25 protein-coding genes and 2 pseudogenes are annotated in these 26927 nt (G+C 65.2%); 18 read left to right on the top strand and 9 right to left on the bottom strand.

Features of this window, described 5'->3' with window-relative positions; translation table 11 throughout:
* Positions 1-161: 161 nt before the first annotated feature.
* Positions 162-251: pseudogene (locus ACVWY3_RS21490) on the top strand (DNA-binding response regulator); the annotation flags it as partial.
* An 82-nt stretch (positions 252-333) separates the two neighbouring features.
* On the opposite strand, the gene ACVWY3_RS21485 reads toward ACVWY3_RS21490, so the two are convergent.
* On the bottom strand, positions 334-1137 hold the full coding sequence (locus ACVWY3_RS21485; RefSeq protein ID WP_456840264.1) for a lytic transglycosylase domain-containing protein: 804 nt from the start codon (positions 1135-1137) through the stop codon (positions 334-336).
* A gap of 237 nt (positions 1138-1374) precedes the next feature.
* On the opposite strand from ACVWY3_RS21485, the gene pgm reads away from it, so the two are divergent.
* From pgm to ACVWY3_RS21465, 4 genes are all read left to right on the top strand, one after another.
* Positions 1375-3021, top strand: coding sequence for a phosphoglucomutase (alpha-D-glucose-1,6-bisphosphate-dependent) (pgm, locus tag ACVWY3_RS21480; protein ID WP_456840263.1), 1647 nt, complete (start codon positions 1375-1377; stop codon positions 3019-3021).
* A gap of 304 nt (positions 3022-3325) precedes the next feature.
* A complete protein-coding gene (locus ACVWY3_RS21475) occupies positions 3326-4375 on the top strand; it encodes an aromatic ring-hydroxylating dioxygenase subunit alpha (protein ID WP_456840262.1) in 1050 nt (349 codons plus the stop codon).
* Positions 4376-4378: 3 nt separating this feature from the next.
* Positions 4379-5131, top strand: coding sequence for a GntR family transcriptional regulator (locus ACVWY3_RS21470; RefSeq protein ID WP_456840261.1), 753 nt, complete (start codon positions 4379-4381; stop codon positions 5129-5131).
* Between the two features lie 11 nt (positions 5132-5142).
* Positions 5143-6123, top strand: a complete 981-nt coding sequence (locus ACVWY3_RS21465) for a PDR/VanB family oxidoreductase (protein WP_456840260.1) — start codon at positions 5143-5145, stop codon at positions 6121-6123.
* Between the two features lie 149 nt (positions 6124-6272).
* Here the strand turns inward: ACVWY3_RS21465 and ACVWY3_RS21460 are convergent, their stop codons facing one another.
* Positions 6273-8234 carry a putative bifunctional diguanylate cyclase/phosphodiesterase gene (locus tag ACVWY3_RS21460; RefSeq protein WP_456840259.1) on the bottom strand — a complete coding sequence of 654 codons (1962 nt, stop codon included), beginning with the start codon at positions 8232-8234 and terminating at the stop codon, positions 6273-6275.
* A 349-nt stretch (positions 8235-8583) separates the two neighbouring features.
* Positions 8584-8949: a nuclear transport factor 2 family protein gene (locus ACVWY3_RS21455; RefSeq protein ID WP_456840258.1), complete on the bottom strand. Its 366-nt coding sequence runs from the start codon at positions 8947-8949 to the stop codon at positions 8584-8586.
* Between the two features lie 203 nt (positions 8950-9152).
* Between ACVWY3_RS21455 and ACVWY3_RS21450 the strand changes: the two genes are divergently transcribed.
* Together ACVWY3_RS21450 and hemC are read left to right on the top strand one after the other, a co-directional pair.
* The gene (locus ACVWY3_RS21450) at positions 9153-9743 is read left to right on the top strand and encodes a TetR/AcrR family transcriptional regulator (protein WP_456840257.1); all 591 of its coding nucleotides are present in this window, start codon (positions 9153-9155) and stop codon (positions 9741-9743) included.
* A gap of 113 nt (positions 9744-9856) precedes the next feature.
* Complete coding sequence (gene hemC / locus ACVWY3_RS21445; RefSeq protein WP_456840256.1) at positions 9857-10837, top strand: hydroxymethylbilane synthase; 981 nt, start codon at positions 9857-9859, stop codon at positions 10835-10837.
* A gap of 175 nt (positions 10838-11012) precedes the next feature.
* Here the strand turns inward: hemC and hemE are convergent, their stop codons facing one another.
* Positions 11013-12047: a uroporphyrinogen decarboxylase gene (hemE, locus tag ACVWY3_RS21440; protein WP_456840255.1), complete on the bottom strand. Its 1035-nt coding sequence runs from the start codon at positions 12045-12047 to the stop codon at positions 11013-11015.
* A gap of 106 nt (positions 12048-12153) precedes the next feature.
* On the opposite strand from hemE, the gene ACVWY3_RS21435 reads away from it, so the two are divergent.
* Entirely contained in the window at positions 12154-12369 is a 216-nt protein-coding gene (locus ACVWY3_RS21435) for a hypothetical protein (RefSeq protein WP_456840254.1), read from the top strand.
* 173 nt (positions 12370-12542) lie between these two features.
* Positions 12543-14444 carry a sensor domain-containing diguanylate cyclase gene (locus ACVWY3_RS21430; protein WP_456840253.1) on the top strand — a complete coding sequence of 634 codons (1902 nt, stop codon included), beginning with the start codon at positions 12543-12545 and terminating at the stop codon, positions 14442-14444.
* Between the two features lie 151 nt (positions 14445-14595).
* Here ACVWY3_RS21430 and ACVWY3_RS21425 read toward each other — a convergent pair whose 3' ends face one another.
* Positions 14596-14814: a SlyX family protein gene (locus tag ACVWY3_RS21425; RefSeq protein ID WP_456840252.1), complete on the bottom strand. Its 219-nt coding sequence runs from the start codon at positions 14812-14814 to the stop codon at positions 14596-14598.
* Positions 14804-15556, bottom strand: a complete 753-nt coding sequence (trhO, locus tag ACVWY3_RS21420) for an oxygen-dependent tRNA uridine(34) hydroxylase TrhO (RefSeq protein ID WP_456840251.1) — start codon at positions 15554-15556, stop codon at positions 14804-14806. Before trhO ends, ACVWY3_RS21425 begins: the two co-directional genes overlap by 11 nt.
* Before the next feature lie 196 nt (positions 15557-15752).
* Here trhO and ggt point away from each other — a divergent pair, with 196 nt between their 5' ends.
* The 5 genes from ggt to ACVWY3_RS21395 all read left to right on the top strand — a co-directional run bounded on the left by ggt (position 15753) and on the right by ACVWY3_RS21395 (position 21963).
* Complete coding sequence (ggt, locus tag ACVWY3_RS21415) at positions 15753-17339, top strand: gamma-glutamyltransferase (protein ID WP_456840250.1); 1587 nt, start codon at positions 15753-15755, stop codon at positions 17337-17339.
* Positions 17340-17559: 220 nt separating this feature from the next.
* Positions 17560-18123, top strand: a complete 564-nt coding sequence (locus tag ACVWY3_RS21410) for a (2Fe-2S)-binding protein (protein ID WP_456843416.1) — start codon at positions 17560-17562, stop codon at positions 18121-18123.
* Between the two features lie 4 nt (positions 18124-18127).
* Entirely contained in the window at positions 18128-19144 is a 1017-nt protein-coding gene (locus ACVWY3_RS21405) for an FAD binding domain-containing protein (RefSeq protein ID WP_456840249.1), read from the top strand.
* A gap of 2 nt (positions 19145-19146) precedes the next feature.
* A complete protein-coding gene (locus ACVWY3_RS21400) occupies positions 19147-21438 on the top strand; it encodes a xanthine dehydrogenase family protein molybdopterin-binding subunit (protein ID WP_456840248.1) in 2292 nt (763 codons plus the stop codon).
* Between the two features lie 60 nt (positions 21439-21498).
* Positions 21499-21963: an FKBP-type peptidyl-prolyl cis-trans isomerase gene (locus tag ACVWY3_RS21395; protein WP_456840247.1), complete on the top strand. Its 465-nt coding sequence runs from the start codon at positions 21499-21501 to the stop codon at positions 21961-21963.
* Positions 21964-22111: 148 nt separating this feature from the next.
* On the opposite strand, the gene ACVWY3_RS21390 is transcribed toward ACVWY3_RS21395, so the two are convergent.
* Positions 22112-22330, bottom strand: a complete 219-nt coding sequence (locus ACVWY3_RS21390) for a CsbD family protein (protein ID WP_456840246.1) — start codon at positions 22328-22330, stop codon at positions 22112-22114.
* Between the two features lie 128 nt (positions 22331-22458).
* Between ACVWY3_RS21390 and ACVWY3_RS21385 the strand changes: the two genes are divergently transcribed.
* The 3 genes from ACVWY3_RS21385 to ACVWY3_RS21375 all read left to right on the top strand — a co-directional run bounded on the left by ACVWY3_RS21385 (position 22459) and on the right by ACVWY3_RS21375 (position 24053).
* Positions 22459-22971 carry a cupin domain-containing protein gene (locus ACVWY3_RS21385; RefSeq protein ID WP_456840245.1) on the top strand — a complete coding sequence of 171 codons (513 nt, stop codon included), beginning with the start codon at positions 22459-22461 and terminating at the stop codon, positions 22969-22971.
* A 120-nt stretch (positions 22972-23091) separates the two neighbouring features.
* Positions 23092-23520 carry a VOC family protein gene (locus ACVWY3_RS21380; RefSeq protein ID WP_456840244.1) on the top strand — a complete coding sequence of 143 codons (429 nt, stop codon included), beginning with the start codon at positions 23092-23094 and terminating at the stop codon, positions 23518-23520.
* Positions 23521-23564: 44 nt separating this feature from the next.
* Positions 23565-24053: a VOC family protein gene (locus tag ACVWY3_RS21375; protein WP_456840243.1), complete on the top strand. Its 489-nt coding sequence runs from the start codon at positions 23565-23567 to the stop codon at positions 24051-24053.
* Between the two features lie 108 nt (positions 24054-24161).
* Here the strand turns inward: ACVWY3_RS21375 and ACVWY3_RS21370 are convergent.
* A pseudogene (locus ACVWY3_RS21370) lies at positions 24162-24639 on the bottom strand (FecR family protein); the annotation flags it as partial.
* Between the two features lie 131 nt (positions 24640-24770).
* Between ACVWY3_RS21370 and ACVWY3_RS21365 the strand changes: the two are divergent.
* Positions 24771-26051, top strand: coding sequence for a phospholipid carrier-dependent glycosyltransferase (locus ACVWY3_RS21365; protein WP_456840242.1), 1281 nt, complete (start codon positions 24771-24773; stop codon positions 26049-26051).
* Positions 26052-26103: 52 nt separating this feature from the next.
* Here ACVWY3_RS21365 and ACVWY3_RS21360 read toward each other — a convergent pair whose 3' ends face one another.
* Positions 26104-26745, bottom strand: coding sequence for an OmpA family protein (locus ACVWY3_RS21360; RefSeq protein WP_456840241.1), 642 nt, complete (start codon positions 26743-26745; stop codon positions 26104-26106).
* Positions 26746-26927: the final 182 nt, after the last annotated feature.

Genomic DNA, 26927 nt, shown 5'->3' with positions numbered 1-26927 from the left:
GAGGCGCGGCCGGCTTTTCCGAAGCCGAAGGCTGTCTTTACGTTAACCAGTGGTTGAATCGGGAGCCGAATGTACCGGATCGGCGCTCGGCCGCCCCGACGCCGCTTGGCGCAAGCCAGGGCGGGCGCGATGGTGCGCGGCACGAGAATTGTGGGCCAATTCGGCTGCGCCGCAAGCTGATCGGCAGCGGCAGGCCCGTGATCGCGACCGCCGGCGTCGGCTACAGGCTCGCACTCAGCGAGCGGCTCTAGAGCACGATCCGGAAAAGTGCGCAGCGGTTTTCCGACAAGATCGTGCTCAAACATAACCTGAAGCGCAGGGGACGCATTGCGGTCAGCGCGAGGCGACCCGTTTCCACTTCGCTTCGATCCGCGCCCTGATGAGGCTGACCCTCGCTTCATGCGCGGCCCAATAGGCGCGGCTGGCGGCTGCCGTGCCCTGGCGGTAGCGCGCATAGACGTCCTTGGGACGCGTCGGCACCTTCTGCGCCGTCTTTGCTGCCTTTGCTGCCGCCGGAGGCGGATCCGGCACGGCCGCCGCCGGCGCGGGATCGAGCGCCGCAACGCCGCCTTCCAGAGCCGCCGAGTTCATCGCGACGAGACGGTTGCGGGCGCGGTTGCAATAGACTTGCGAGCGCGCCGTCATCGTTTCCTCGCCGTGACCTGCCCGATATTTCATCAGGGCGCGGCAGAGATCGCCGCCGGCGAGGCGCCATGCGCGGGCGAGATAAAGCACGCCGTAATGGATGTTGATATCAGGCTCCGCGAGCTCCGTATTGTTGCCGCGGAACCCGAGCATCGCGGCGGTTTCGGGCCGCACCTGCATCAGGCCGATCTCGCCGACGCTGCCGATCACGGCCGAATTGTACCCGCTTTCGACGAAGACGACGGCCTCTGCGATATCGGCAGGCAGGCCGGTCTTCGCGGTTTCCCGCTCGATGATTTTCCGGATCTCGGCACGGGACGATGGCGTTTCGCCGGCGCCGAGCTCCGTCATGCTCTCCGCAGCTGGCGTCGTGCGCGGCTCGTCCGGCGCGCCGTCCTTGCCATGCGCGCAGATCGGAATCGACAAAAGCAGGGCGACCGCGACGTATCTCCACGTCGCGCCGCGATTGAAGCGTGTCCGATCACGTCGCATGGGCCTGTCATAGGGCGTCGAAGTTAACAACGGGCTTCGGGAAGATGCCAAGACGGCCTCTCTCCGCGTCATTCGGGCCGCGCCACTTGGCGCGAGCCGGAATGAAGGATGAACGAGATGACGACTGCGCCCCGCCCAAGGAACGCCTCACCCGTCGCGTGTGTTGTGGTTTGGCGGACACCGGGTCGATGCTATGGTGTCCCGCTATCTCGATGACGACAGGACGAGGATATTTCAGTGGCTGATGTCAATCCCGCGGCGGGCAAGCTGGTCTCGCCGGACGCGCTCACCAACATTCCGCGGCTCGTGACGGCCTATTTCGCCGGCAAGCCCGATGCCGCCGATCCCGCGCAGCGGGTGGCATTCGGGACGTCAGGCCATCGCGGCACCTCGTTCAAGAACAGCTTCAACGAGGGCCATATCCTCGCGACCACGCAGGCGATCTGCGACTACAGACAAGAAAAAGGCCTCACCGGCCCGCTCTTCATCGGCATCGACACCCACGCGCTGGCCGAGCCGGCGCTGGCAAGCGCGGTGGAAGTGTTCGCCGCCAACGGCGTCGAGGTCATGATCGACAAGGACGGCGGCTATACGCCGACGCCCGTGATCTCGCACGCGATCCTCACCTACAACAAGGGCCGCACGTCGGGTCTCGCCGACGGCGTCGTCGTCACGCCCTCGCACAATCCGCCCGAGGATGGCGGCTACAAATACAATCCGCCGCATGGCGGCCCGGCCGACACCGACGTCACGGGTGTCGTCGAGAAGCGCGCCAATGCCTATCTCGCCGATGGCCTCAAGGGCGTGAAGCGCATCGACTACGCGAGGGCGCGCAAGGCCGCGAACGTGCACGCCTACGACTTCATCACCCCTTACGTCGCCGATCTCGGCAATGTCGTCGATCTCGATCTCGTCAAATCCGCCGGCGTCAATATCGGCATCGATCCGCTCGGCGGCGCCGCCGTGCATTACTGGCATCCCGTCATCGAGCGCTACGGCCTCAAGGCGACGGTGGTGAACGAGGCGATCGATCCGACCTTCCGCTTCATGACGGTGGACTGGGACGGCAAGATCCGCATGGACTGCTCCTCGCCTTACGCGATGGCGAGCCTGATCGCGATGCGCGACCGCTTCGACGTCGCGTTCGCCAACGACACCGACGCCGATCGCCACGGCATCGTGACGCGCAGCGGCGGCCTGATGAATCCGAACCATTACCTCGCGACCGCGATCTCCTATCTGTTCGCGCACCGGCCGAATTGGCGCAAGGATGCCGCGATCGGCAAGACCGTGGTGTCGAGCTCGATCATCGACCGCGTCGCGAAAAAACTCGGCCGCAAGCTGGTGGAGACGCCGGTCGGCTTCAAATGGTTCGTCGACGGCCTCGTTGGTGGCAGCTTCGGCTTCGGCGGCGAGGAGAGTGCAGGGGCCTCGTTCCTGCGCCGCGACGGCACGGTGTGGACCACCGACAAGGACGGCGTCATCCTCGGCCTGCTCGCCGCCGAGATCATGGCCAAGACCGGCCGCGATCCCAGCCAGCTCTTTGGTGACCTCACCGCCGAATTCGGCGTGCCCCATTACGCCCGCATCGACGTTGCCGCCACCGGGCCGCAGAAGAACATCCTGAAGTCGGTGACGCCCGAGCAGCTCGGCCTGAGGGACCTCGCCGGCGATCCGGTCCGCTCGACGCTGAGCAAGGCCCCCGGCAACGGCCAGCCCTTCGGCGGCATCAAGGTCGAGACCGATTTCGGCTGGTTCGCCGCGCGGCCGTCCGGGACCGAGGATGTCTACAAGATCTACGCCGAGAGCTTCCGCAGCACCGAGCACCTGAAGCGGATCCAGGAAGAAGCCCAGGCGGGGCTGAAGAAGGTGTTCGGGGCGTAGCCACCAACGCGGCCGCTCCTCTTACCCCTTCCTGGAGGGGGCCGCGTCCGCTTGGCCCGCAGTCACCGCCGTCATTCCCCGCGAAGGCGGGGAATCCAGTACTCCGCGGCGTCAATTTGTTCAGAAAACTTCCGCTGCGGAGTACTGGATCGCCCGCCTTCGCGGGCGATGACAGTGGAATTGGATCATCTGTATACACTTAATCACATTTGGGTATCATATTACGCCAATTTTGGCCTTGAACGATTTTCAGACCGGCGCTATTGTATACAGAACGAATACATAAGCCTCGGGAGCTACGCCCATGACAAAACCCTTCCCCATGAACGCCTGGTACGCCGCGGCCTGGGACGCGGAGGTGAAGCCGGCGCTGTTGCCCCGGACGATCTGCGGCAAGCATGTCGTGATGTACCGCAAGGCCGACGGCTCGGTGGCCGCGCTGGAGGATGCCTGCTGGCATCGGCTGGTGCCGCTGTCCAAGGGCCGGCTCGAAGGCGACACCGTCGTCTGCGGCTATCACGGCCTGAAATACAACGCGCAGGGCCGCTGCACCTTCATGCCCTCGCAGGAGACCATCAACCCGTCGGCCTGCGTGCGCGCCTATCCCGTGGTCGAGCGCCACCGCTACGTCTGGCTCTGGATGGGCGATCCGGCGCTCGCCGATCCCGCGCTCGTGCCCGACATGCACTGGAATCACGATCCGGCCTGGGCCGGCGACGGCAAGACTATCCACGTCAATTGCGACTACCGTCTCGTGCTCGACAATCTCATGGACCTCACCCACGAGACGTTCGTGCACGGCTCGTCCATTGGAAACGACGCCGTGGCGGAAGCGCCGTTCGACGTCACCCATGGCGAGAAGACGGTGACGGTGACGCGCTGGATGCGCGGCATCGAGGCGCCGCCGTTCTGGGCCAAGCAGCTCGGCAAGCCCGGCCTCGTCGACCGCTGGCAGATCATCCGCTTCGAGGCGCCGTGCACCATCGCCATCGACGTCGGCGTGGCGCCGACAGGCACCGGCGCGCCCGAAGGCGACCGCTCGCAGGGCGTCAACGGCTTCGTGCTCAACACCATCACGCCCGAGACCGAGAAGACCTGTCACTACTTCTGGGCTTTCGTGCGCAACTATCGTCTCGATGAGCAGCGCATCACCACCGAGATCCGCGAGGGTGTCTCCGGCATCTTCCGCGAGGACGAACTGATCCTCGAGGCGCAGCAGCGTGCGATGGACGAGAACCCCGACCGCATCTTCTACAACCTCAATATCGACGCCGGCGCGATGTGGTCGCGCAAGCTCATCGACAAGATGGTGGCGAAGGAAAATCCGCCGCCGCGCCTTCAGGCTGCGGAGTAGGTCATGGCCGAGCGTGAGGTCGACCGCTCTGTCTCGCAGACCGTGAAGGCGCAGCTGGCACTGCGCGACCAGATTCTGTCGGGGTCTTTACGCCCCGGCGAACGCATCTCCGAGCTGCAGGCGGTGGAGACGACGGGCGCCTCGCGCACCCCGGTGCGCATGGCGCTGGTGCGGCTGGAGGAGGAGGGGCTGTTGGAAGCGATTCCCTCCGGCGGCTTCATGGTGAAGGCGTTTTCGGAGCGGGACATCTCCGATTCCATCGAGCTGCGCGGCACGCTGGAAGGCCTTGCCGCGCGCTTTGCCGCCGAGCGCGGCGCCTCCGCGCGCGAGCTCGAGCCGCTGAAGGAATGCCTGGCTGCGATCGACGAGCTGCTGCGCCAGGTGCCGATCTCGATCGAGGCTTTCTCGTCCTATGTCACGCTCAACGCGCGCTTCCATGCCCTCCTGACCGAATTGTCGCGCAGCCCGCCGCTGATCCGGCAGATCGACCGCGCCTCGGCGCTGCCGTTTGCGTCCCCGAGCGCCTTCGTGATGGCGCAGTCGGCATTGCCCGAAGCGCAGCAGATCTTGATCATCGGGCAGGAGCACCACCGCGTCGTGATCGACGCGATCGAGAACCGCGAGGGCGCGCGCGCCGAAGCCGTGATGCGCGAGCACGCGCGGCTCGCGGTCCGCAATCTGCGGCTCGCACTGCGCAACCGTACCCATCTCGACCTCTTGCCGGCGCTCGCGCTGATCAAGACCGCAACCGACTGAGGGCAGTCACCATGCGCTTCGTTGAGACCTGGATTCCGGCAACGCTCGTTGAGACGCGCGATCTCGCCCCCGGCATCCGCGAATTCCTGATCAAGCCGGATCAATTCGACGGCGCGGCCTATCCGGTCGGCAGCCATATCAATGTCAGCGTCACCATCAACGGCCTGCCGGAGACGCGGTCCTATTCGCTCGTGGGCGAAGCCATCTCGCGCGGCTTCAAGATCGCGGTCCGTCGCGCGGAGGATTCCCGCGGCGGCTCGCGCTACATGTGGTCCTTGCAGCCCGGCGCGCGGCTCGACATCACGCAGCCGGCCTCGCTGCTCGCGGTCGACTGGTCGCGGGAACATTACTGCCTGATCGCCGGTGGCATCGGCATCACCCCGATCCTCGGCGCCGCGCAGGCGCTGGCCCGGCGCGGGGCAAACGTGACGCTGCACTATGCGGTGCGCTCGCGCACGGAGGCGGCCTATCTCGACGATCTCGCCGCGATGCTCGGCGATCGCCTCGTCGTTCATGCCAGCGACGAGGGCCGGCGCCTCGATCTTGACGCGCTGTTCGCCTCATTGCCGCAAGGTGCGCTGGCACTGTTCTGCGGCCCGATGCGGATGCTGGATGCCGCACGCCACGCCTGGATTGGCGCCGGCCATCCGCTCCCTGATCTCCGCTACGAGACCTTCGGCTCCAGCGGAACGCTGCCGACCGAGACTTTTCGCGTGCGATTGAAGGACTCGGACGTCGAGCTCGAAATCCCGCGCGAGCGTTCGATGCTCGATGTGCTCAACGCCAGCGGCCACGAGGTGATGTACGACTGCAAGCGCGGCGAGTGCGGCCTCTGCGCCATCGACGTCGTCGCCGTCGACGGCGAGATCGACCACCGCGATGTCTTCTTCAGCGATCACCAGAAGCAGAGCAACCAGAAGATCTGCGCCTGCGTCTCGCGGGCGAGGGGCACGATCACGGTGGACACGCTGCTGCGGGCGGATGCGGTCTGAGGTGAAGTCGTCATGGCCGGGCTCGTCCCGGGCATCCACGTTCTTCGTGCCGAGTGGTTAGGCGTGGATGGCCGGGAGATAGGCGAGCGGAAGCGACGGCGTCCTTCGGACGGCTATGCCCGGCCATGACGCCGCGGAGGCTCTGATAGCTACGCCGCAAACGTCGCCCGCAGCTTCTTCGTCTCCAGCAGCGCCATCACGCCGTCGGCGGGCACCGGCCGGCTGATCAGATAGCCCTGCACCTCGTCGCAACTGATCTGCCTGAGATATTCGAGCTGGTCCGCGGTCTCGACGCCCTCCGCGACCACGCCGATGCGCAAATCGCGCGCCAGCGAGATCACCGACTTCACGATCGCGGCGCAGTCGGGCTGCACCAGCATGTCGCGGATGAAGGATTGGTCGATCTTGATCCGGCTGAACGGCAGCTTGCGCAAATAGGTGAGCGAGGAGAAGCCGGTGCCGAAATCGTCCAGCGCCACCGTGATGCCGAGCTCGAGCAGCGCGTTCAGGATCGATGCGGCCGAGCCGTATTTCGACAGCAGCATCGATTCCGTGATCTCGATCTCGAGCCGGTGCGGAGCGACCTTTGCCTCCGCCAGCGCCTGCACGATGGTCTGGAGAATGCTCGTGTTGTGAAACTGCGCCGCCGAAAAATTCACGGCGACGCGGATGTCCTCGGGCCAGTCCGCCAGCGTCGCGCAGGCGCGGCGGATCACCCATTCGCCGATCTCGTGGATCAGCCCGGTTTCCTCCGCGATCGGGATGAACTCGCTCGGCGGCACGAGGCCGCGCGAGGGATGCTGCCATCGCAGCAGCGCCTCGAAGCCGGTGATGCGGTTCGCATCGAGATCGAGGAACGGCTGGAAGGCGAGGAACAGCTCGTTGCGCCCGACGGCGCCCGCGAGGTCCGATTGCAGCGCCTTGCGCTCGCGCGATGAGCGGTCGTCGCTGGCCTCGAAGAAGCAGACTGTGCCCGGGCCGGCCTTCTTGGCGCGGTAGAGCGCGGTATCGGCGTTCTTCATGATGTCGAGCGCTGAGCTGCCGTCGCACGGCGCCACCACGATGCCGACGCTGGTTGCGCCGACGAACTGGCGGCCCTCGATCTGGAACGGCTCCTTGAAGGCGCCAACGAAGCGCTCGGCGATCTCGAGCGCGTCTTCGGGGCGCGCCAGGTTGGCCATCAGCAGCGCGAACTCGTCGCCGCCGATCCGCGCGACGTGCTCGGCCGCGCGGGTGCAGCGTTGCAGGCGGCTTGCGACCTGGACCAGGAATTCGTCGCCGGCGGGATGTCCGAACTGGTCGTTGACCTCCTTGAAACGATCGAGGTCGAGCAGCAGCACCGCGAACTCCTCGCCGGACAGAGCGAGGCGCTTCAGCGCGGCATCGAGCGTCTCGCCAAAGGCGACGCGGTTCGGCAGCTGGGTCAGCGGATCCTGCCGCACCGTGCGCTCGGCCTCGATCTGCCGCATCACGCGTCGCGCGAAGGCGAACGAGTTCACGAACACGCCGCGCAGCAGCACGCTGCCATAGACCACGACGAGAAAGGCGATCAGCAGGAAGGCGAGGTCGCCGTTTCGCCCGAGGCAAATGGCGATCCCGACGAAGATGGGCGCGGTGAAAGAGATGGCTGCAATCGGGATCGTGGCGAAGGCGAGCGCGCCGCCGGCCAGCATGCCCGAGCAGAGACAGGTGATGACGAGCTGGCCGCCGGTCGAGGCGTTGTTGAAGAAGGCGACTGGGACGATGCCCCAGGCACTGCCGAGCACGAAGGCATTGCGCACCAGGCGGTGCATCGCCCGGCGTGAGACGAATTGCGGTTTGGTGATCCGGCGCGCGGCATGGGATTGCAGGCCGAACGCGATTGCGGCGCCGGCCACGATGACCGCCCAGATCAGGGCGAACATTCGCTCCGGCGACTGCCACAGCGCGATCGCCAGCACGACGGCGTTGCAGGCATTGGCGAGCATGATGCCGACCGAATAGCCGAGCACCAGCGACATTTGTTCCGCGCGGATATGGCCGGCCACGGCTTCGTCGGTTGCAGGACCGCCAAAGGCCGACAGATCGCCGCCAAACAGCCGCGCGAAATAGCTGGTCGTTTGAGTCCGCATCCCAGAGCCTAGCAGCACGAGCCGTTTGTCCGGCTCGATCCGGAGAATTCGCCATAAAGCTTTGACGAACTGTGAATTATCCACGCTTGCGGCGGGCTCTGTGACCACTTCTGCGTGTTCGATCGGGAGTATCGATAACAAATCGATACAAATGCAGGCCCGCGCGTTACGGCTGTAACGGACGGAAACATGTTCGCCACCAATTCCCGCTGTCATGCCCCGGCTTGACCGGGCTTGACCGGGGCATCCAGCAGGCTGCGGTGGATGTGGCGAGAGCGAGCTCTTCAATGCCCGGCTCTGGAGTAGTGGATCGGCAGGTCAAGCCTAGCGATGACAGCGTGCCCGAGGCTCACCGCCCCAACTGCTTCGGATCGTAGTAGAACCGCTCCTCGATCAGCTCATCACCCCGCCAGGTCTGCCAGGCGATCTCGTCCAGCGTTCGCGTGACGCCCTCGGCATTGGTGAAGCTGAAGATCCAGCGCGTCGCGACATTGTCGCCCTCGATCAGGCTCGGCCCGATGCGGACCGCCTTGACCTCCTTGAAGGCGGCCAGCACGCCGCGCTCCTTCGCTGCCAGCTTGTCCCGTCCGATCGTCGGCGCGGCGTTGTTCTCGTAAGTGGCGGCATCGGGCGTGTAGAATTGCTCGATCGCCCCGACGAAATCCCCATCCTCCAACCGCTTCGCAAAAGCTTCGACGATGTCACGGCTCGGCATGGCGCACCTCACGAATAAAACCGACTTATAGTCGGTAAATACCGACCGAGGGTCGAAAAGTCAACTGGCAGCGTCCGCCAAATTCAATTAGAGCATCAGATCAGATCGAGCCGCGTCCGCGAAGAAGGTGGGCTCCCTCTCCCGCTTGTTGGCGGGAGAGGCTAAGCGAGGCCGCGGCCTGATCTGCGCGAGACAGGAACAACATGGCGAAACAGGCAGAGCGGCGCGCGGCGACGACGGAGGCGATCCTGACGGCGGCGCGCCGGCTGTTCGGGACGCACGGCTTTGCCGCCACCACCATGGACGAGATTGCGGAAGGCGCCGGCATCGCCAAGGGCGCGGTCTATCATCATTTCAAGACCAAGGAAGCCGTGTTCGAAGCCGTGTTCGATTCCGTCTCGCGCGAGCTCGTTGCCGAGATCGACCGCACCGCGCGCGCCGAAAAGGACGTGCTCGCCGCGATGATCGCCGGCACCCAGCATTATTTTTCCGCGACCGCCAAGGGCCCGACCGGCCGGATCATCCTGCGCGACGGCCCGGCCGTGCTCGGCTGGGAACGCTGGCGGGAGATCGACGCGCGGCACTTCGGCGGCAAGATGCCGCGGGCGCTCTCCGCCGCGATGGACGCCGGTCTGATCGCACGCCAGCCGGTCGAGCCGCTGGCCCGCCTGCTGCTCGGCGCGGTGACGGAGGCCGCGGTCGCCTGCGCCGGGCGCGCCGACATCGCAAGGGCCGGTGCGGAATATGCCCGTGCGTTCCGATCGTTGGTCGAGGCGCTGCGTCTCTCCGCATGATTGTGCTAATGTCCCTGCAGAGAGCGCAGCAGCCATCTACCATGCGACCTGAACCTGTCGTATGGGCAATGACGCGCTCGCGCACGCGACACGCGTCCTGGATGGAGAACGGCTTGGCTATTCGACTACGGATCGGCACCCGCAAGAGCGCGATGGCGCTGGCGCAGACGGAGGAGATTGCGCGCCGTCTGACCGCCGCCAGGCCCGATCTCGAGGTCGAGATCGTCAAGTTCGACACCACGGGCGATCTCGACCAGACCAGCAAGCTGCTGCCGCATGGCGGCAAGGGCGGCGCCTTCGTGGCGCAGATCCGTGCCGCCGTGCTGTCAGGGGAACTGCAGGCCGCGATGCATTCGTTGAAAGACATGCCGGGCAACGAGGACACGCCCGGTCTCGTCATCGGCGCCACGCTGTCGCGCGATCCACCCGCCGATGCGCTGGTGCTGCGTGAAGGCGTGATGCTGGACGCGCTGCGCCAGTCGCGCGGCAAGGGTCTTAAAATTGGCACCAATGCGGTGCGCCGTGCCGCCTATGCGCGGCGGTTGTTTCCGGATGTCGAGGTGATCCACTTCCGTGGCGCCGCCGATACCCGCGTGCGAAAGCTCGACAATGGCGAGAAGCAGCGCCTGCCGGATGGCGGTGCTGTGGGGCCCGCGGATGCGCTGATCATGGCGCGCTCGGGCCTCGACCGCGTCGGTCTTGCGCATCGCATCGCCTACGAATTCACCGCGGCGGAGATGTTGCCCGCGGCGGGGCAGGGCATCGTCGCCGTCGAATGCGCCGCGCAGGACTGGCAAACGAGGCAAATTCTTTCATCGATCGACGATCCCGCTGCGCACGCCTCTGCTGATGCCGAGCGCGAGGTGCTGTGGGTCCTCAACGGCCACTGCAATTCGCCGGTTGCGGGCTTCTCGACCATCACGGGCGATCAGATGTCGCTCACCGCCTCCGTGCTCGACCTTTCCGGCAACACCATCATCGAAGCTTCGCGCATAGGCCCCGCCAATCGCCCGCGCGAGCTCGGTCGTGCGGTGGGTCTCGAACTCTTGGCAAAGGGTGCGGCGGAGATCATCGAGCGAAGCCGGCCCCGCTAGCTGGCTCTCTGCGAATTACGGTCGGCGAGATGATGGCATTATGCGCCTGTGTTGCCCGACGGGTCAAGTTATATTCGGAAACGGAGAATTTTCCACGGCGGCGAAATCTTCAATGATTCGTACTGTGCATGGGGTTGTTTCGCGGCCTTTGTTTTGTCCTTAGGCGCAGCGAAATTCACCCCCGCACCCGCTTGATCATCTGCTCGACATGGGCGATCGGCGTCTCCGGCTGGATGCCGTGGCCGAGATTGAAGATCAGCCGTCCTTGCGCAAAATTCGCCAGCACGTTGTCCACCGCGCGATCGAGCGCGGCGCCCCCTGATATCAGCACCAGCGGATCGAGATTGCCCTGCACGGCGACCTTGCTCTGCACGCGCTCGCGGATGAAGGCGGGCTCCGCGGTCCAGTCGATGCTGACCGCGTCGACGCCGGCCGCCTCGACGTAACCAGGCAATTGCGCCGCAGCGCCGCGGGGAAAGCCGATGATCTTCGCGTCCGGCACCTTTGCGCGCACGCCCGCGACGATGCGCCGCGTCGGCTCAGTCGACCAGCGCGCGAACTCGGCCGGCGGCAGCACGCCGGCCCAGGTGTCGAAGATCTGCAGTGCGTTGGCGCCGGCCTCTAACTGCGCCAGCAGATATGCGATCGAGCTCTCGACCAGCACGTCGATGATCTTCGCAAACGCTTCTGGATGCTGGTAAGCCATCATCCGCGCCGGCGCCTGGTCAGGCGTGCCGTGGCCCGCGACCATGTAGGTCGCGACCGTCCACGGCGCACCGCAGAAGCCGATCAGCGCGGTCTTGGCATCGAGCGCGCCGCGCACGAGCTTGAGCGCCTCGAACACCGGCGTGAGCTTGCCGAGATCGGCCTGCGCGGCGAGCGCTGCGACTTTCGCCGGATCATCCAGCGGCTCGAGCCGCGGACCCTCGCCGACCTCGAAGCGCACCGAGCGGCCGAGTGCGTAGGGGATCACGAGGATGTCGGAGAAGATGATCGCCGCATCGAAGCCGAACCTGCGGATCGGCTGCAGCGTCACTTCGGCGGCAAGCTCCGGGTTGAAGCAGAGATCGAGGAAGCCGCCGGCCTTGGCACGCACCTCGCGATATTCAGGCAGATAGCGGCCGGCCTGCCGCATCATCCACATGGGCGGGACGGGCTGACGTTGGCCGGAGAGGACGTCGATGAAAGGTTTCGTCGCAGGCTGGGGCACGAATGGTCCTGAAGCAGGTTATCGCCCCTGATACACCGCCGCGCGCCCCAGCGGAACAGGGGAACCAGTGCGTTACGGCCGCGTTGACCAGCCAACGGAGGAGATCATGGCTGAGACGTTCAATCCCGCGCCGCACGACAAGCATGCCGACGATCTGCGCGAGGCGCTCGCCGCCGATCGTCACGCCAAGCTCGACACCGGGCTGGAGGACACCTTCCCGGCATCCGATCCCGTCAGCGCCGCCCAGCCGACGCCTTCGAAGGCCGACGCGGAGGCGGACAATCCCTCGCTCTGGGACAAGGTTAAGGCGATCTTCAGCTAGCGAGGAGGGGCGCCGGATTCCGATAGGTTCGCTAATGTCTTGTTAGCGATGGATCGATTCCGGTGTCCGTACGACTACGGGAAACCGGGGATATGGCGGCCCATTCCGCCAATCGTTTCAGAGTTCAATAACAGAAGCGGCAGAGGTTCCGGAAGATCGGAGACCTCTGCCGCATGAACGTCGTTGCCCAAAGAGCCGGATGGAGCCGCCTGCCGCTGCGTGCGGCGGCGTTCGTCGTGCTGACTTGCGCGACCATCCTCGGCGTCAGCGGCTGGCGCGAATGGGCCGCGCGCGATGCGGTGCTCAAGGGCGCCGAGACCGAAATGGCGAATGTCGCGCGCTTGCTGACCCAGCATGCCGAGGACAGCCTCGATCTCCTGGATTCCGGCGTCGTCGGCGTCGTCAGCCGGCTGGAGATGGACGGCACCGAGCCGGCGACGATCAGCAAGCTCAGAAGCCTCCTGGAGGCGCGCAAGAAGGCGATGGAGCGCGTCCACAGCCTCGCCATCATCGATGACCAGGGCAATTGGCTGACTTCGCCCGGCACGATCTCCTCGACGCTCAGCGACGATGCGTTCTTCCGCCATCATCAACTCTCGCCGAAGCGTGAGCCCTTTGTCGGCCACCCCGTGAAGAGCCAGCTCGATGGCGAATGGGTCGTCACCCTGTCGCGCCGCTTCAACAAGCCGGACGGCAGCTTTGGCGGCGTCGTGCTCGCAACCATCAGCTCGCGCTATCTCTCGCATTTCTTCGAGCAGTTCGAGATCGGCCGCAACAGCTCCGTGGCGTTGATGCACGGCGAGGGCACGATCATCGCGCGCACCCCGCACAACGCAAAGTTCGTCGGCCGCAGCGTGGCCGAGACCCCGCTATTCCGCGACGCCAGCCTGCAGCGGCCGGCCGGCGCCTATCATTTCAAGTCACCGCTGGACGGCGCCGACCGCGTCAGCTTCTTCAAGCGCAGCGGGCGCTTTCCGCTTGTCCTGCTCGCGACCGTCGACAAGGACGAGCTGCTGGCGCCCTGGCGCGCGGCGGCCATCTCCCGCATGCTCTACGTGCTTGCGCTGGTCATGCTGATTGCGATCATCGGCGCGGTGCTGGTGCGGCAGTTGCAGCGGGGCCAGAACATGGCCGCCGCCCTGGTCGAGAAGGAAGCCCATTTCCGCCTGCTCGCCGAAGGCTCCAGCGACATGGTGACCCGGATCGGCCTCGACGAGCGGCTGCGCTACGTCTCTCCCTCCTCGGTCCGCGTCGTCGGCTGGCGCGCCAACCAGCTGATCGGAACGCCGGCGCTGGCGGGCATCCATGCCGACGACCTGCCGCAGGTCCAGGCTCTCGTCGATGCCATGAAGCGCGGCGAAAAAGAGGAGGCGCGGGTCACCTATCGCAACTCGCACCGGCAGACGGGCGAGGTCTGGCTCGAATCGACCATGCGGGTGACGCGGAGGGACAACGGTCGCGTCGACGGCGTGGTCGCAATCTCGCGCGACATCACCGAGCAGAAGAAGCTGGAGACCCGGCTCGAGACGCTCGCGATCGAGGACAGCCTGACCGGGCTAGCCAACCGCCGCCGCTTCGACGAGAGGCTTAGCGATGAATGGGCGCGCGCCTATCGCGACCGCTCCAGCCTCGCGCTGCTGATGATCGACGTCGACCACTTCAAGGCCTACAACGACGAATACGGCCATCCTGCGGGCGATGTCTGCCTGCGCGTGGTGGCGCAGGTCATCGCCGCCGAGATGAAGCGCCCCGGCGATCTCGCTGCGCGCTACGGTGGTGAGGAATTCGCAGTGCTGCTGCCGAACACCGATGCCGACGGCTGCGCCCGCATCGGCGAGCGAATCCGGAAGGCCATCCGCGAGGCGGGCCTCGTCCACAGCGCCAATCGCAGCTCTGGCTGCGTGACCGCTTCGTTCGGCGGCGCCGCCTGCCGCCCGGCGCTGGAGCGCACCGCCGGCGTCGGCACCCTCGTCGAGGCGGCCGACCAGGCGCTCTATGCCGCGAAGGAATCCGGTCGCGATCGGTTGATGATGTCGGTCGAGGTCGCGAGCCTGCCCAAGGCCGTCGGCGAGTAATATCAAACGGCATAAGAGCTATCGTGTCCCGGACGCGACGCAGCGTGAAACGCTGCGGCGCTGAGCCGGGATCCAGCACTCTTCTTCGCTGCAGCGATGGGCCCCGGTTCAGCAGCGCACCGCGAAGAGCGCGGCGCCCGGGGCACGAGGGCTAGTAGTGCGGCGGGCGCTCGTTGGCAGGGCCGGGCGCGTTGGCTTCGGCCTGCTGAAGACGCTCGCCGAGCTCTGCGACCTTCCGCGTCAGCGCATCGATCTGCTTCCACTGCGCGGTGATGGTCTGGTTCAGCGTCTCGATCGTGTCGTCCTGATAGGCGATGCGCATCTCCAGCGCGTCGATGCGCTCGCCCAGGTTCTTGATCTCATTGGTCACGTGCGGCGTCCTTGTCCCGTTCGCGCAAGCCGTGGCCGAGCGCCACGCGCTCGTCGAACACGAAACATTCGCCGCGCCAGCGGCTCTGCGCCTCCGGCACCTCTTCGAGATACTTCAAGATGCCGCCCTTGAGGTGATACACCTCGGCAAAGCCGCGCGCGAGCAGATGCGCGCTCGCCTTCTCGCAGCGGATTCCGCCGGTGCAGAACATCGCGATGCGCCGGTGCTTCGCGGGATCGAGTTTTTGCGCGGCAAAATCCTTGAATTGACCAAAGCTCTTGATATCAGGATCGACCGCGCCTTCGAACGTGCCCATCGCCACCTCGAACGCATTGCGGGTGTCGAGCACCAGCACGTCGGGCGCCGCGATCAGCGCGTTCCATTCGCTCGCATCGACATAGATGCCGACCAGTCGCGTCGGATCGGCCGCCGCATCGCCAAGAGTGACGATCTCCTTCTTCAGCCGCACCTTGAGCCGGCCGAACGGCATCGCGTCCGCAGTCGAGAATTTCAGTTCGAGGTCGTCCAGCCGGCCGCCGAACATGGCGCCGTGAGCGAGCTCATGAACGAAGGCGTCGATCGCCTCCGGTGCGCCCGCGATCGTGCCGTTGATGCCTTCCTCCGCCAGCAGCACACTGCCCTTCAGTGCTAGCCCAGCGCAGAACGCGCGCAGCGGCTCGCGCAGCTCGCGGTAATCGGGCAGGGCGGCGAATTGGTAGAAGGCGGCGACCTTGTGGATCATGGCGGCTCGTTTAGCAGGCGGCCGCCGCCCAGAAAACCCGCATGGATGCGGACGGCAAAAGGCCTATCGCCCAGCGGGCGGCTGCCATTTTCCTGGTATGCCAGGATTGCCCGGATGGGCAGGAATGTGTCATGTAGGCCCAGTTTTTCCGAGATGGCGCGCCTCCGCGCCGACGGTCTGAGAGAGCAAAGATTCAATGAGAAGCTTCCACTTCCCCGGCAGGTCCACGGTCCACGCCACCAACGCGATGGTGGCGACCTCGCATCCGCAGGCCTCGCTGGCCGCGATCGAGGTGCTGCGCGAGGGCGGGACGGCGGTGGACGCGGCGGTCGCGGGCTCAGCCATTCTCGCCGTGATCGAGCCGCAATCGACCGGCATCGGCGGCGACTGCTTCGCGCTGATCCAGCCGCGCGGCGAGGGCAAGATCATCGCCTATAACGGCTCCGGCCGCGCCCCGAAGGCGGCCAATGCCGACTGGTATCTCGAGCGCAAGATCAATTCCGTGCCACTAACCTCGGCGCATGCGGTCTCTATCCCCGGCGTGATCGACTGCTTCGCGACCGTGCTGCGCGATCATGGCAAGTTCGGCTTCGACCGGCTGCTTCAGCCCGCGATCAAGGCGGCCGAGGAAGGCTACGTCGTCGCCCCCCGCGTCGCCTTCGACTGGAAGAACCAGTTCGAGAAGCTCAAGGCCGGCACCAACACCGTGCGCTACCTGCTGCCGGGCGGCAAGCCGCCGGTGGCCGGCGACGTCATCCGTCAGGTCGAGCTCGGCAAGACGCTGCGCGCGATCGCCAAGAACGGCCGCGACGCCTTCTACAAGGGCGAGATCGCCGAGGACATGGTCGAGACCCTGCGTTCGATCGGCGGTCTCCACACGCTCGACGATTTCGCCGCGCACACCACCGAGACGACGACGCCGATCGGCACCATGTACAAGGGCTACGACGTCTGGCAGTGCCCGCCGAACGGCCCGGGCGTCACGGCGCTGTTGATGCTCAACATCCTGTCGCGCTTCGACTTGACCAAGTACGCGCCCGTCAGCGTCGAGCGCTTCCATCTGGAGGCGGAAGCCGCGCGCATCGCCTACATGAACCGCGAGATGCACGTCGCATCGCCCGAGCACATGAAAATCAATGTCGCCGAGATGCTCGAGAAGGGCTTTGCCGACGAGTATATCAGCAAGATCCGCATGGACGGCATGCTCGACCTGCCGAACGTCGCGCCGCCGATGAATCCCTCGACGATCTACATCACCGTGGTGGACAAGGACCGCAACGTCTGCTCGTTCATCAACTCGGTCGCGCATTCCTTCGGCTCGGCGATCGTCTCCAACAGGACCGGCGTCTTGTTCCAGAACCGGGCCGGCGGTTTCCGTATCCAGCCGGGCCATCCCAACTGCATCGAAGGCGGCAAGCGTCCGCTGCACACGATCATGCCGGGGCTGCTGACCAAGGGCGGCCGGTCCGCGATGTCGTTCGCAGTAATGGGCGGCCAGTACCAGCCGACCGGCCAGACCCATCTCCTGACCAATATCCTGGACTATGGCTGCGACGTGCAGGAGGCGATCGACATGCCGCGTGGCCTGCACTACGAGGGCCAGTACCAGCTCGAGGACAGCGTCCCGGCCAATATCGTCGAGGGCCTGAAGAAGCTCGGCCACAAGACCACCAGCGTCGTCGGACCGCTTGGCGGCGCCCAGGCGATCTGGATCGATTGGGAGAAGGGCACGCTGACCGGCGGTTCCGATCCGCGCAAGGACGGCTGCGCACTCGGCTATTGATCGCGCGCGGAACGAGTTCCGCGCGCGAGTTCAGGAAAATTTGACGAAGGGGCGGCGCGGCATTTGCCGTGTCGCCCCTCTCGCGTTCGGAACTGCGCTCATCGCTCCAAGTTGAGGGGCGAGCGGTGCAGGCGTGCGCTGCTTTGTCTTGAAGCGGCGGAGGCCGTCAATGTCCGACAATTCAAGTTCCCGATCATCCGGATTCGATCGTCGCGCCTTCATGGCAGGCGCCGCCGGCAGCGCCCTCGTTCCGATCACTGCGCGCGCTGCTGCGCAGGATGCGGGTGCGTCGTCCGCGCAGAATCCGGCGCTGCCCGTCGACGTCACGCTGCATGTCAACGGCAAGGAGAAGCGTCTGCACATCGACGCCCGCACCACCGTGCTCGATGCGCTGCGCGAGCACCTCAAGCTCACCGGCAGCAAGAAAGGCTGCGATCACGGCCAGTGCGGCGCCTGCACCGTGCTGATCAACGATCGCCGCGTGGTGTCGTGCCTGACGCTCGCGCTCGCGGCGGAGGGGCAGGAGATCACCACGATCGAGGGCCTTGCCACCGACGATCGCCTGCATCCGATGCAGCAGGCCTTCGTCGACAACGACGCCTTCCAGTGCGGCTATTGCACGCCGGGCCAGATCATGTCGGCGATCGCATGCGTAAAGGAGGGCCATGCCAACAGCGAAGCTGATATCCGCGAATATATGAGCGGCAACATCTGCCGCTGCGCCGCCTATCCCAACATCGTCGCCGCGGTGAAGCAGGCCGCGCCCGAGATCATGAAAGGCTAGGCACATGCGACCTTTCTCGTATCAGAGGGCGAGCGACCCCGATATGGCCGTGCAGGCGCTCAGCGCCGCCGCGGCTGCCAACCGTCCGCTGACCCAGGCCGCTGCGCAGCCGCTTGCTGGCGGCACCACGCTGATCGACCTGATGAAGCTGGACGTGATGCGGCCCGCTGCGATCATCGACATCAATCCGCTCGCGCGCAGCTGGTCGGCAATCGAGCCGGGCGGCGACAAGTTGCGGCTCGGCGCGCTCGCGAAGATGTCTGATGTCGCCGCGCATGACGGAATCCAGCGCGATTATCCGGTGATCGCCGATTCCCTGAAGCTTGCCGCCAGCGCCCAGTTGCGCAACATGGCGACGCTCGGCGGCAACGTGATGCAGCGGACGCGCTGCAACTATTTCCGCGATGTGTCCTATGAGAATTGCAACAAGCGCAATCCCGGCTCCGGCTGTGCCGCGATGGACGGCGTCAACCGCATGCATGCCGTGCTCGGCACCTCGGACCACTGCATCGCCACCTATCCCGGCGATTTCGCCCAGGCGCTGATCGCGCTGGATGCCACGGTCGAGATCACCGGCAAGTCCGGTACGCGCAACATGCTGTTCGCGGAGTTGCACAAGGCGCCCGGCAACACGCCTGATATCGAGACCACGCTTGAGCCCGGAGAGCTGATCTCAGCCTTCGTCGTCCGTGGCCGCTGGCCGCGTTCGGTGTACCTCAAGGCGCGCGACCGGCAATCCTATGAGTTCGCGCTGTCCTCGGCGGCGGTCGCGCTCGACGTGCAGGACGGCACGATCAAGGATGCGCGCGTCGCGCTCGGCGGCGTCGCCACCGTGCCCTGGCGCGCGCGCGAGGCGGAAGCGCTGCTCAAGGGCCAGAAGTTCGACGACGGGCTGGCGCAGCGTGTCGCCGATGCCGCTTTCGCCGACGCCAGAGGACGTCAGCACAACAATTTCAAGATCGCGCTCGGCAAGCGCGTGGTGGCGCGTGCGCTCCAGCAGGCCGTAACGATGGAGATCTGACCATGACCGCTGCTGCTCCCGAGCCGAAGGCGAATATGGGCCGGCCCGTGCCGCGCTATGATGCGGCCGCAAAAGTCACGGGGCGCGCGACCTACGCCTCCGACATGCCGCTGGACAACCCGGCCCATGCCTTCCTGGTCACCAGCGCCATCGCCAAAGGCCGCATCGACAGCTTCGACCTCGCTGATGCAAGGCGCGTCCGCGGCGTGATCGACATCGTCACGCACGAGAACGCCCCGAAGCTGAAGGAGTCGAAACTCTTCAGCAATGGCGGCTATGCCGGCACCACGATCCAGCCGCTGAAATCGGCCGACATCGCGCATGACGGCCAAATCATCGCTGTCGTGATCGCGGACACCTACGAGGCCGCGCGCGAGGCCGCCAACCGCGTCAAGGTCAGCTATACGGCGGCTACGCCCAGCGCGACCTTCGATTCCCCGGGGACGACGACAGCCGCCGCCAAGGGGCAGAACTCGCAGTTCAAGGAAGACCCCAAGGTCGGCGATTTTGCCAAGGCATTCGACGAGGCCGAGGTCAAGCTCACCGCCTCCTACGACACGCCGACCCAGCACCACAATCCGATGGAGCTGTTCACGACGAGCTGCGCCTGGATGGGCGACGACCTCGTCATTTACGAGGGCAGCCAGTACGTCTACGGGCTCAAGAACGGCGTCGCCGAGCAGCTCGGCGTCGACGCCGACAGGGTGCGCGTGGTCAATCCCTATGTCGGCGGCGGCTTTGGCTCGCGCGGCTCGATGACGCCGCGCACCGCGATCATCGCTGCGATTGCCAGGCGTCTGAACCGGCCGATCAAGCTCGTTGCCACCCGCGACCAGGGCTTTACCATCGCGACCTATCGCGCCGAGACGCGGCACGAGATCAGGCTTGGCGCCAGCCGCGACGGCAGGCTTACCGCGCTCAGGCACGAGGGCGCCGAGGTGTCCTCGCGTCCCGATCCCTATTGCGTCGGCGGCACCAAGACCACGACGCGGCTCTATGCCTGTCCGAACGTCGACAGCCTGGTGTCGATCGTGCGCGCCGACCGCAACACGCCGGGCTTCATGCGCTCGCCGCCGGAGGTGCCGTATCTGTTCGCGCTGGAGAGCGCGATGGACGAACTCGCGGTCAAGCTCAACATGGACCCAGTCGAGCTTCGCCGCATCAACGACACCACCAACGAGCCGATCGACGGCAAGCCCTACACGTCGCGGTCGCTGATGGCGTGCTTCGATGAGGCTGCCAAGGCGTTCGGCTGGTCGCGGCGATCGCCGGAGCCGAAATCGATGGCGGAGGGCGACTGGCTGATCGGCTATGGCTGCGCCGCCACCTGCTATCCGACACAGATGGCGCCGTCGGCCGCGCGCGTGCGTCTCCAGCGCGACGGCCGTACCCGCGTGGAGATCGCGGGCCACGAGATCGGCACCGGCGCTTACACGATCATCGCCCAGACCGCGTCCGAGCGGCTCGGCGTGCCGCTGGAGAAGGTCGCCGTCTTCATCGGTGACAGCGATCTGCCGCCGGCGCCGGTGGCCGGTGGCTCGAACTCGACCGCCAGTACCTGCTCGGCGGTGATGATGGTGTGCGACCAGATCCGCCAGCGGCTGTTCAAGGCGGTGATGCCGAATGCGAGCCTGACCGACAAAGCCAAGGAAACCATCGGCATGGGACAGACGCCGACGACGCAAGCCGCAAAAAGCGATCGTCCGCTCGATTTGGACAAGGCGTTCGACGCGCTCGGTGTCGGCGTCGTCGAGGAATATGGCGAGTGGAAGCCGGAAGGTGCGCCGCTGGATTCGTTCAAGGCCATGCACAGCGGGCACGCGCGCCTCGTCGGCGGGCATCAGATGAAGGACAAGATTGCCTACGCCTTCGGCGCGGAGTTCGCTGAGGTCCGCGTCAACCGCTTCACGCACGAGATCCGCAGCCCCCGTCTGGTCGGCGCCTTCGCGGCCGGCCGCATCATGAATCCGCGCACGGCGCGCAGCCAACTCATGGGCGGCTTGATCTGGGGCATGTCCTCGGCGCTGCTGGAGGCGACCGAGATCGACGAACGCTATGCGCGCTATGTCAACGATAATCTCGCCGATTATCTCGTGCCCGTGAATGCTGACACACCAAGCGTCGAGGTGATCCTGCTCTCCGAGCAGGACGATCACATCAATCCGGCTGGCGCCAAGGGCCTAGGCGAGCTCGCCAATGTCGGCACCAACGCTGCGATCTGCAACGCGATCTATCACGCCACCGGCCAGCGCATCCGCAAGCTGCCGGTGCGGCTGGAAAATATCGAGGTCTAAGGGGTGGAAACCCCACGCTCCTTGCGCTAGACACCTTCCGCCTCAAACCGAAGGTGCCTTATGCAGCGTTTTCAACGCGCAGTTCTCGCCATCATCTCGGCACTCGCGATCACTGTGATTGCCGGCGTGTCGGCTTTCGTTTCCACCACGGCCTCCGCCCAGACCGCAGGAAAGACCATGACCACAGCTTCAGGCTTGCAAGTCACCGACAGCGTCGTTGGCACCGGCGTATCGCCCAAGCCCGGCCAGATTTGCGTGATGCATTACACCGGCTGGCTCTATGAGAACGGCCAGAAGGGTAAGAAATTCGACTCCTCCGTCGACCGCAACGAGCCGTTTGAATTCCCGATCGGCAAGGGCCGCGTCATTGCCGGCTGGGACGAGGGTGTCGCCACGATGAAGGTCGGCGGCAAGCGCACCCTGATCATCCCGCCGCAGCTCGGCTACGGCGCCCGCGGCGCCGGCGGCGTGATCCCTCCGAACGCGACGCTGATGTTCGACGTGGAATTGCTCGCGGTGAAGTGACGGCGCAGCCGTCATTCCGGGGTGATGCGCCAACATCGAACCCGGAATCTCGAGACTCCGGGTTTGGTCCTTCGGACCATCCGGAATGACGGCACAAGCAAAAAGACCGGCCTTCGGCCGGCCTTTTCGCTTTCAATGCTGGCACGCGCTACTCCGCCGCGCGACGTGCTGCCGCAGCTGCGCGGTCCATGGCGTCCTTCGCTGCGTCCTTGGCATCGCCCATGGCCTGCTGGCCCTTGCCCTTCACTTCCTGAACCGAACCTTCGCCTTTCATGCGGTCGGAACCGGTGGCTTCGCCGATGCCCTGCTTGGCCTTGCCGATGGTCTCGTTGGCGGTGCCCTTGATCTTGTCCGTGGTGCTACCCATGAAACTCTCCTTCCATTTTGCTTGTGAGGGCAACGTCCCGCAGTTACGAGAGTTCCGATTTTGGTATGGCTTGCGGATGCGGCTTTGGGGTAGCTTGCCGCGCACGGAACCAACAGAAAGCACGTCCCATGACCGGCCATGACCATTCGCATTCCCACCATGACCACGATCACGATGATCGCTGGAAACATGACGGCGTGCGTGTCATTCCCGGCAACCAGCTCGACACCAACGTGCCGTCGACGGCGGGCATGGACCGCGCAGCCGCGATCAATTTCGCGCGGGTTGGCGCGCAGAAATTGTGGGCGGGCACCGTCAGCATCAAGCCCGATGCCAAGACCGGCGCCCATCACCACGGCCATCTCGAAAGCGTCATCTACGTGGTGAAGGGCAAGGCGCGGATGCGCTGGGGCGAGAAGCTGCAATTCACCGCCGAGGCCGGACCCGGCGATTTCATTTTCGTGCCTCCTTACGTGCCGCACCAGGAGATCAACGCCAGCCCGGACGAAGTGCTGGAATGCGTGCTGGTGCGCAGCGACGGCGAGGCGGTCGCGATCAACCTCGACATCGAGCCGGTCGAGAAGCCCGAGACCGTACTGTGGATCGACCCGGTGCACCGGGATCCCAACGAGAAGAGGTAGGACCGGCCCACGGGGCGGGGGCAGTGCCATCGCCCCAGCCGGCAAAAAATATCCGGAAGCGATGTCGGATGGCCGTCGGGCCATCCGTCCTTGGGCAGAACCCCGCCCAAGGAGTTTGCGATGCCCAGGATGATTTTCATCAATCTGCCGGTGACCGACCTCAAGCGCGCCACCGCCTTCTACGAGGCGGTCGGCGCGACCAGGAACCCGCAATTCTGCGATGACACCGCGAGCTGCATGGTCTTCTCCGAGACCATCTTCGCGATGCTGACGACCCACGACAAATTCCGTCAGTTCACGCCAAAACCGATCGCAGACGCGAAGACCTCGAACCAGGCGCTGTTCTGCCTGTCCGCGGACAGCCGGAACGAGGTCGACGAGATCGTCGCCAGGGCCGCGGCTGCGGGCGGGGTGGCCGATCCCAGCCCGAAGGACGAATACAGCTTCATGTATGGCCGCAGCTTTGAGGATCCGGATGGCCATATGTGGGGTGTGAACTGGATGGACATGGCAGCCTTTTCCGCGCAGCCCGAGATGGCGAACGCCTGATCGAAGCCCACGAATTCAGAGAATCTCGAGAAGGAGCATTCACGATGTCCAAGCTTGTCCCCTGCATGTGGTTCAACGGCGATGCCGAGGAAGCTGCGAAGTTCTACACCTCGCTCGTGCCGAATTCGGAGATCACGCACGTTCAGCAAAACGTTTCGGACGGCCCGTCCGGCAAGACAGGTTCAGTGCTGGTCGTCGAGTTCACGGTGGCCGGGCAGCCGCTGGTCGCGCTGAACGGCGGCATGAAGATGGAATACACCCATGCGATATCGCTGATGATCCATTGCGACGACCAGGCCCAGGTCGACAGCGTTTGGAACGCGTTCCTGGCGCATGGCGGCAGGGAAGAGCAGTGCGGCTGGCTCAGGGATCGCTGGGGCGTGGCCTGGCAGGTGGTGCCGAAGGTGATGTTCGAATTCCTGTCGAGCCCCGACAAGGCGGCTGCCGCGCGCGCGATGCAGGCCATGATGAAGATGGTGAAGCTCGACGTCGAAGCGCTTCGGCGGGCGTTCGAGGGCAAGTCCGCGGCGTGACTCGCACCACGCACTCAGTGCCGTAGGGTTGGGCAAAGGCGCGAAGCGCCGTGCCACCATCTGTCCATGGTCGAGAGAGGCGGTGGGCACGCTTCCGCCTTCGCTCTTCGAGCTACGCACGCCGATGGTCGCGAGCGGCGTCGTGATCTTGTAGGCGGTCTTCTCGGAATGGCCGGTGACGAAGCCGAACGCGCCTGTGATCATGCGGATCACGACGTCGCGATAGCTGTGCTCGTCGTTGAAGACGGTGCGGTCGAGCTTGAGCGTCGAACTCGGGCCGAGTGAGAGATTGGTGCTGTCGGCCATGACGAAGCGCGCGGCGCTGTCGGCGCCGGTGCGCACGATCTCGTCGCGCAGCATGCTGTCCCCGACATTGATCGGCCTCGTGGTCGCAGCGACGCGCGCCACCTCGTTCTGAATCACGACCGCTTCGCCGACGCGCGTGTGCGCCTGCGCGCCGGACGCCGCGCACAGCGCGGCCATCAGCAGGGTCGGGAAAACGAGAACGCAAATTCATTTCGCAATCGATCGATGTGTCCCTGATCGTACCGGATCGCGCACGCTTCCGATGTGGCGAAATTATCACAAGCGGCGCGGGACCTGCGCTATGCTTAGTGACAGTTGCGGCGGAATGCGTTCAATGAAAACGGCCGTCCAGTTTTTCGCCCCGGTGAAGCAGATTTGTCACGCAAAATATCCCCACAACAGCCGATCGAAGTGTCAGCGGTTCCGAAGCTATCGCAGGGCGCAGTGATCGCTGTCGCGATCTTTCTGGTTGCACATCTGGCGCTGCTGATTGGCCTGACGACGCCGGAAAAATTCGTCTTCGACGAGGTGCACTACGTGCCGGCGGGGCGGCAGATGCTGGCACCTCCGATGTCGCAGCCGATGCTCAATCCGATGCACCCGCCACTGGCCAAGGAAATGATCGCGGCCTCGATCGCAGCGTTCGGCGACAACGCATTCGGCTGGCGCTATCCCGCGACGTTGTTCGGCGCGTTCGCGATCGTCGCGATCTATCTGTGCGGGCTTGCACTGTTCTCGGCACAAGGGCCTGCGATCGCCGCCGCGCTGATCGCGACGTTCAACCAGATGCTGTACGTGCAGTCCCGCATCGCGATGCTCGACATCTTCGCGTTAGGGTTCGGTCTGCTCGCGATCGCCGCCTTCATGCATGGGTTTCGAAGAGAGCGCCCGCATGCGCTGTTCGCGCTCGCGGGCGCTCTGTTCGGCTTTGCTGCAGCCTGCAAATGGAGCGGTCTGTTTCCGCTCGGGGTCTGCATCGTCATCGTCGCGGTGATCCGCCTGATGCAGGGCTGGCGCACGCTGTTCGCCGACGCCAAGCCCGGTGACTGGTACCGGCCCGACCTCTGGCCCGACTTTCGTTTGCATCACGCCGCACTCTGCTTCGCGGTCTTGCCGGCGATCACGTATCTCGCCGCATTCGTCCCGCTCTATGGTTTCTCGCTATCGGATCTAATCGAGGCACAGCGCCGGATCTTCGCCGACAACACCACGACCGCGATCGCCGGTCACACTTATATGAGCGCGTGGCCGTCCTGGCCGCTGCTGGCGCGACCGGTATGGTTCCTGTTCGACAAGATGTCGGAAAACAGCGTGTCCGCGATCGTTTTTCTCGGCAATCCCCTGGTGCTGTGGCCGGCGCTGCTCGCGCTCGCAATCGTGCTGCGCGACTTCGTCGTCGCGCGCCGCTGGGATGCGTTCCTGATCGCGGCGTTCTATTTCGGCTGCTGGCTCGCCTGGGCGTTGCTGCCGCGCACGCTCGGCTTCATCTACTACTATCTGCCGGCCGCAACGATTGCATCGCTCGCGCTGGTCTATGTGCTGCGAAGAGAGCGGCTGCCGCGCTGGCTGCTTTGGGCCTATGTCGGCGTCGCCGCCATCGGCTTTGCGGTAATGCTGCCGATCTCGGCGGCTTTCATCGGCACGACGATGCAGATATTCAACCGCCTGATGCTGTTCCAGAGCTGGATCTGACAACAGAAGCCGCCTGCCGCCGATGCGGCAGGCGGCTCATTGATCGCCGCGATTATTTCGACGCGGTCTTGGTGTCCATGTTCACGACCTGGACGCGGCGGTTGATCGGGTCGGCGCCGTTGGCCGCATCCTTCAGCTTGGTCTTGCCGTATCCGACGGTGACCAGATCGGCGCTGTTGAGGCCGTAGTTCTGCACCAGGTACTTCTTGATGGTGTCGGCGCGACGTTCCGAGAGCCCCTGATTGAACTCTTCGCCGCCGATCGCGTCGGTGTGGCCTGCGACCACGAAGGTCGATCCCTTCAGCGCCGGGTCGGACAGGGCCTTGCCGAGCGCCTGCACCGACGACACCGAGGTCTTGGCGATGTCGGCCGAGTTGTAGTCGAACTGGATCTCCAGATCGATCTTCGGCTTGGTCGCGGCAAGCTCTGCGATCTGCTCGCGTTCGCCCATTGAGAGGGACCGGGTCGAGCGGTTGCGCACGGTGTTCAGGAAGGTCGCTTCCTTGGCCTGCGCGGTCGGATCGGCCTGCGGACCGACGGACAGGCCGCGGGTCGCCGGCTTCGGCTTCAGCGCATCCAGGATCTGGCTCGCGGAGACGTTGTTGTCACCGGCGAAAGCAAGGCCCGCCGTCATCGACAGCGCGGCGGAAAGAGCAATCGCCTTCAGTCCAAAAAACTTATCGAAACGGGTCATTGTCGTATCCTCGGTGTGACGCCTGATAGCGATTTGATGCTGAGAGCCTAGGACAGGTTCAAAGGCCCTGATGTGATGCGGGTCACATTCCAAATCGCCGGAAATGTCCTGTGCATCCTAGCGCCGGAGCCAGTTGGCATCCATGGCGAGCCGATCCCTTGGCAGCGCCCTAACAACGGGAA

It is taken from the genome of Bradyrhizobium sp. USDA 4486 (genome assembly GCF_054057995.1).
The sequence above is the reverse complement of the archived record's forward strand: the minus strand, read 5'-3'. Positions and strand labels throughout refer to the sequence as shown.

Excerpts from the sequence above, each read along its gene's own strand:
- ACVWY3_RS21430 (WP_456840253.1), top strand. The coding sequence starts at position 12,543 with ATGAACGTCGTTGCCCAAAGAGCCGGATGGAGCCGCCTGCCGCTGCGT.
- ACVWY3_RS21380 (WP_456840244.1), top strand. The coding sequence starts at position 23,092 with ATGCCCAGGATGATTTTCATCAATCTGCCGGTGACCGACCTCAAGCGC.
- ACVWY3_RS21385 (WP_456840245.1), top strand. The coding sequence starts at position 22,459 with ATGACCGGCCATGACCATTCGCATTCCCACCATGACCACGATCACGAT.
- ACVWY3_RS21455 (WP_456840258.1), bottom strand. The coding sequence starts at position 8,949 with ATGCCGAGCCGTGACATCGTCGAAGCTTTTGCGAAGCGGTTGGAGGAT.
- ACVWY3_RS21405 (WP_456840249.1), top strand. The coding sequence starts at position 18,128 with ATGCGACCTTTCTCGTATCAGAGGGCGAGCGACCCCGATATGGCCGTG.
- ACVWY3_RS21485 (WP_456840264.1), bottom strand. The coding sequence starts at position 1,137 with ATGCGACGTGATCGGACACGCTTCAATCGCGGCGCGACGTGGAGATAC.
- ACVWY3_RS21460 (WP_456840259.1), bottom strand. The coding sequence starts at position 8,234 with ATGCGGACTCAAACGACCAGCTATTTCGCGCGGCTGTTTGGCGGCGAT.
- ACVWY3_RS21475 (WP_456840262.1), top strand. The coding sequence starts at position 3,326 with ATGACAAAACCCTTCCCCATGAACGCCTGGTACGCCGCGGCCTGGGAC.
- trhO (WP_456840251.1), bottom strand. The coding sequence starts at position 15,556 with ATGATCCACAAGGTCGCCGCCTTCTACCAATTCGCCGCCCTGCCCGAT.
- ACVWY3_RS21395 (WP_456840247.1), top strand. The coding sequence starts at position 21,499 with ATGCAGCGTTTTCAACGCGCAGTTCTCGCCATCATCTCGGCACTCGCG.
- ACVWY3_RS21435 (WP_456840254.1), top strand. The coding sequence starts at position 12,154 with ATGGCTGAGACGTTCAATCCCGCGCCGCACGACAAGCATGCCGACGAT.
- ggt (WP_456840250.1), top strand. The coding sequence starts at position 15,753 with ATGAGAAGCTTCCACTTCCCCGGCAGGTCCACGGTCCACGCCACCAAC.
- ACVWY3_RS21375 (WP_456840243.1), top strand. The coding sequence starts at position 23,565 with ATGTCCAAGCTTGTCCCCTGCATGTGGTTCAACGGCGATGCCGAGGAA.
- ACVWY3_RS21450 (WP_456840257.1), top strand. The coding sequence starts at position 9,153 with ATGGCGAAACAGGCAGAGCGGCGCGCGGCGACGACGGAGGCGATCCTG.
- ACVWY3_RS21360 (WP_456840241.1), bottom strand. The coding sequence starts at position 26,745 with ATGACCCGTTTCGATAAGTTTTTTGGACTGAAGGCGATTGCTCTTTCC.
- ACVWY3_RS21470 (WP_456840261.1), top strand. The coding sequence starts at position 4,379 with ATGGCCGAGCGTGAGGTCGACCGCTCTGTCTCGCAGACCGTGAAGGCG.
- ACVWY3_RS21465 (WP_456840260.1), top strand. The coding sequence starts at position 5,143 with ATGCGCTTCGTTGAGACCTGGATTCCGGCAACGCTCGTTGAGACGCGC.
- ACVWY3_RS21400 (WP_456840248.1), top strand. The coding sequence starts at position 19,147 with ATGACCGCTGCTGCTCCCGAGCCGAAGGCGAATATGGGCCGGCCCGTG.
- ACVWY3_RS21390 (WP_456840246.1), bottom strand. The coding sequence starts at position 22,330 with ATGGGTAGCACCACGGACAAGATCAAGGGCACCGCCAACGAGACCATC.
- ACVWY3_RS21410 (WP_456843416.1), top strand. The coding sequence starts at position 17,560 with ATGGCAGGCGCCGCCGGCAGCGCCCTCGTTCCGATCACTGCGCGCGCT.